Source organism: Burkholderia sp. Cy-637 (genome assembly GCF_011753175.1).
Classification (GTDB): domain Bacteria; phylum Pseudomonadota; class Gammaproteobacteria; order Burkholderiales; family Burkholderiaceae; genus Burkholderia; species Burkholderia gladioli.
This window is the reverse complement of sequence record NZ_VWWC01000304.1, coordinates 1-3,927: the sequence shown is the minus strand read 5'-3', so window position 1 is coordinate 3,927 and position 3,927 is coordinate 1. Positions and strand designations below refer to the sequence as shown.

Here is a 3,927-nt window from a genome sequence, read left to right as displayed (position 1 = left end):
CCGCCTCGCGCTGGGCCGCGGCCCACACGCTCCAGGGCAGCGCCGCGTCGAGCGCGATCGCGCGGCCGGCGACGGCCGCCTCGTAGGCGGCGGCCAGGTCGGCCAGCAGGATGCGCCAGGACACGCCGTCCACCGCCAGGTGATGGATCACCAGCAGCAGGCGGCCTTCGACGGCGCCGTCGGCAAGCTCGGGCGCGCGGAACGCCACCGCCTTGACCAGCCGGCCCGCAAGAGGATCGAGCGAGCGCTGCGCTTCCTCGCCCGCCTGTTCCAGCGCGGCGGCCCAGCGTTCGCCGGCCGGGCGCAGGTCGATCGACTGCACCGGCACGGCCGGCGCCTCGGCCAGCACACGCTGTTGCCAAAGGCCGGCGCCGTCGCGCTCGAAGCGCAGCCGCAGCGCGTCGTGACGCGCGATCACGGCAGCCAGCGCGCGCTCGAAGGCCGGCAGCTCCAGTTCGCCGCGCACGCGCAGCAGGACCGATTGGTTCCAGTGCGCCTCGCCTTGCGGATAACGCGCGTGGAACCACGCTTGAATCGGGGTGAGCGGCAGCGGTTCGCGGATCTCGACCTGCTCGGCCTCGCCGTCGAGCGGCCGCATCACGGCCGCCAGGCGCGCCACGCTGGGCTGCTCGAATACTTGGCGCGGCGTCAGCAGCCAGCCTTGCGCGCGGGCCTTGGCGATCAGTTGCAGGCTCAGGATCGAATCGCCGCCGACCGCGAAGAAATCGTCGTCGATGCCGAGATCCTCGCGCTTGAGCACGGCCTGCCACCAGCTCAGCAGCAGGCGCTCGGCCTGGTTGCGCGGCTCGGCGCGCGAGCCTTCGGCCGGCGCGATCTCGACGGCCGGCAGCGCGGCGCGATCGACCTTGCCGTTCTGCATCAAGGGCATGCGCGCGAGCACGGCGATCGCGGCCGGCACCATGTGGGCCGGCAGTTGCTGGGCCAGCGTGCGCTGCAGCTCGAGGCCGTCGAGCGCGACGCCCGCCGCGCCGACCACGTAGGCGACCAGGCGCGCCACGCCGCGCTCGCTGGCCAGCACCACCACCGCCTCGGCCACGCCGGGCAGGCGCCGCAGCGCCGCCTCGATCTCGCCGGGCTCGATGCGGAAGCCGCGCAGCTTGATCTGCTGGTCCAGGCGGCCGAGGAAGTCGATCGCGCCGTCGGCGCGGCGGCGGCACAGGTCGCCGCTGCGATACAGGCGCGAGCCCGGCGCGCCGAGCGGATCGGGCACGAAACGGTCGGCCGTCAGCGAGGGGCGATCGAGATAACCGCGCGCCAGCGTGTGGCCGCCGATGCACAGCTCGCCGAGCGCGCCGATGGGCGCCTCGTTGCCGTCGCGGTCCAGCACGCGCGCGGTGCGCGAGGCATAGGGCACGCCGATCGAGACGATCGCCTGCGAGGCATCCTCGGGCGTGGTGGCGCGGTACATGCAGGCCACCGTGGTTTCGGTCGGGCCATACAGGTTGGCCAGGCCGATGCGACCCAGCGGGCCGCGCTGCCATTGCGCCAGCGCGTCGCCGGGCAGACCCTCGCCGCCCACCGTGATCTGCCGCAGCGCGGCCAGCGCCTCGGGCGGCGGCGGCGTGCGCAGCCACTGCTGCCAGTAGGCGGTCGGCAGGCGCGAGAAGGTCACGCGCGCGTCGATCAGGTGGCGGCTGGTGGTGTCGATGTCCCAGGCCTCGGGGCCGCGCATCTCGATCCGGCCGCCCTGCAGCAGGGCCGGCAGCATCTCGTGCAGCGCGACGTCGAAGTTGATGGTGGAGGACTGCAGCTGCGTGTCGGCCGCGCTGATCGCGTGCGCGGCGATGAAGTCGTCGAGGTGGGCGGCGAAGGCGCCGTGCGAGATCGCCACGCCCTTCGGGCGGCCGGTCGAGCCGGAGGTGTAGATCACGTAGGCGAGCTGGTCGGGATGCGGGTCCGCTGGCGTCGAACCGGCGTGATCGCTTTCGGCCTCGGCGGCGGCCAGCGCGCCGACGTCGATCGCCACGCGCCCGGCGAACAGCTCGCCGCAGCGCGCCTGCGCATCGGCATCGGTCAGCACCACCTTGACGCCCGCGTCGTCGAGCATCATCGCCAGGCGCTCGGCCGGATAGGCCGGGTCGAGCGGCACGAAGGCACCCGGCGAGCGCAGCGTGCCGAGCAGCGCCGCGACCATGCCGAGCGAGCGCGTCATGCAGATGCCGACGCGTTGGTCGGGGCCCACGCCGGCGGCGGCCAGCGCGCGCGCCACGCGCGCGGCATGGCCGTCGAGCTGCGCGTAGGTGGCGTGCTGCCCCTCGCAATGCGCGGCCGGCGACGCCGCGTGCCGCGCGGCGCTGGCCGCGAAGCGCGCCGGCACCGAGCGATACGGCTTGGCCGGCACGCGCGCCTGCTCGGGCGCGGCCGCGCCAAGCGCGCCGAGCGGCTGGTCCGGGGCGTCGAGCACGGCCTCGAGCAGCAGCACGTAATGGTCGAGCATGGCCTGCATAGTGGCGCGCTCGAACACGTCCTCGGCATAGGTCAGCGCGACCTCGAAACCGCCGGCGCGCTCGCGGGCGTCGAGCACCAGGTCGAAACGCGCGGTCTGGGTGCCGATCTCGTGGGTCGACACCTCCAGCCCCGGCAGGCGGATCGGGCGGCCATCCTCGCCGAGGTAGTTGAACATGGCCTGGAACAGCGGCGTATGGCCGAAGCTGCGCTGCGGCTGCAGCGCATCGACCAGCTTGGTGAACGGCAGGTCGGCATGCGCATGCGCTTCCAGCACGCGCTCGCGCACCTGCGCGAGCAGGGCCGCGAAGCTCGGCACCCCCGCCAGCTCGGCGCGGATCACCAGCGTGTTGACGAAGAAACCGATGGTGCGCGCCACCTCGGGCCGGTCGCGGCCCGCCACCGGCACGCCGACGCGGATGTCCTGCTGGCCGCTGTAGCGCGCCAGCAGCAGCTCGTAGGCGGCCAGCAGGGTCATGAAGGGGGTCGCGTCGGCGGCCGTGGAGATACGCGTCAGCGCCGCGTGCAGCTCGGGCGCGAGCACCCGCGCGATGCGCGCGCCGGCGCCGCTGCGCAGCCCGGCGCGGGTGCGTGCCTTGGGCAGCTCCAGCACCGGATGATCCTGGCCGAGCCGCTCGCGCCAGTAGTCGAGCTGGCGCGCGAGTGCCCCGTCGTCGAGCCATTCGCGCTGCCAGAGCGCGTAGTCGCCGTACTGGATCCCGGCCGTCGAGGACGGCGCCGCATTCGCGCCGTCGCCCTTGCCGCTCGCCTCGTCGAGGCAGGCGGCATAGGCCGTCGCGATCTCGCCGACGAACACGCCGATCGACAAGCCGTCCGAGACGATGTGATGAAGCGCGACATGCAGCATGTGATCGTCGGCGCCGAGCGAGACCAGCGTGACGCGCAGCAGCGGCCCGCGCTCGAGATCGAAGGGCGCGGCCGAGCGGCTGGCCAGCAGCAGGTCGAGCGCCGGGCCCTCGCCTTCGGCCGTCAGGGTTTCCCAGCCGAATTCGCCGGCCACGGTGGTCTGGTACGGGATGCCGTCGACTTCGTCGAAGCGCTGGCGCAGGCTCTCGTGCGCTTCCACCACGCGCGCCAGCGCGGCGCGCAGCGCGCCGACCTCCAGCCGGCCGCGCAGGCGCACCGCGCCCGTCACGTTGTAGGCGGCGCTGGCCGGATCGAGGCGCCACAGGAACCACAGCCGCTCCTGCGCATGCGACAGCGGGAAACGCCGCTCGGCGCCGGGGAACGGCACGATCGGCAGGCGCGCGGCGTCGATGCCGCGCTCGCGCAGGCGGCCGCGGAACACGGCGCGCTTCTCGGGCGGGAGGGCGACATAGGCCGTCGAGATCGACAGCAGATCGTTCGACACTTCGCTCACGGATTCACTCTTCAGGTTCGGTTTCGGAACGGCCGACGGCCGCCTGGCAGCTGCTGCCGGCGGCCGGGCCGAGGCGCGTC

The 3,927-nt window shown here is 73.8% G+C and carries 1 protein-coding gene; it reads right to left on the bottom strand.

The annotated features are described in order from the left end of the window. Positions 1-3,847, bottom strand: a 3,847-nt coding sequence (locus tag F3J10_RS34690; protein WP_167243965.1) for a non-ribosomal peptide synthetase, incomplete at its 3' end; no start/stop codon positions are given. Positions 3,848-3,927 lie beyond the last annotated feature (80 nt).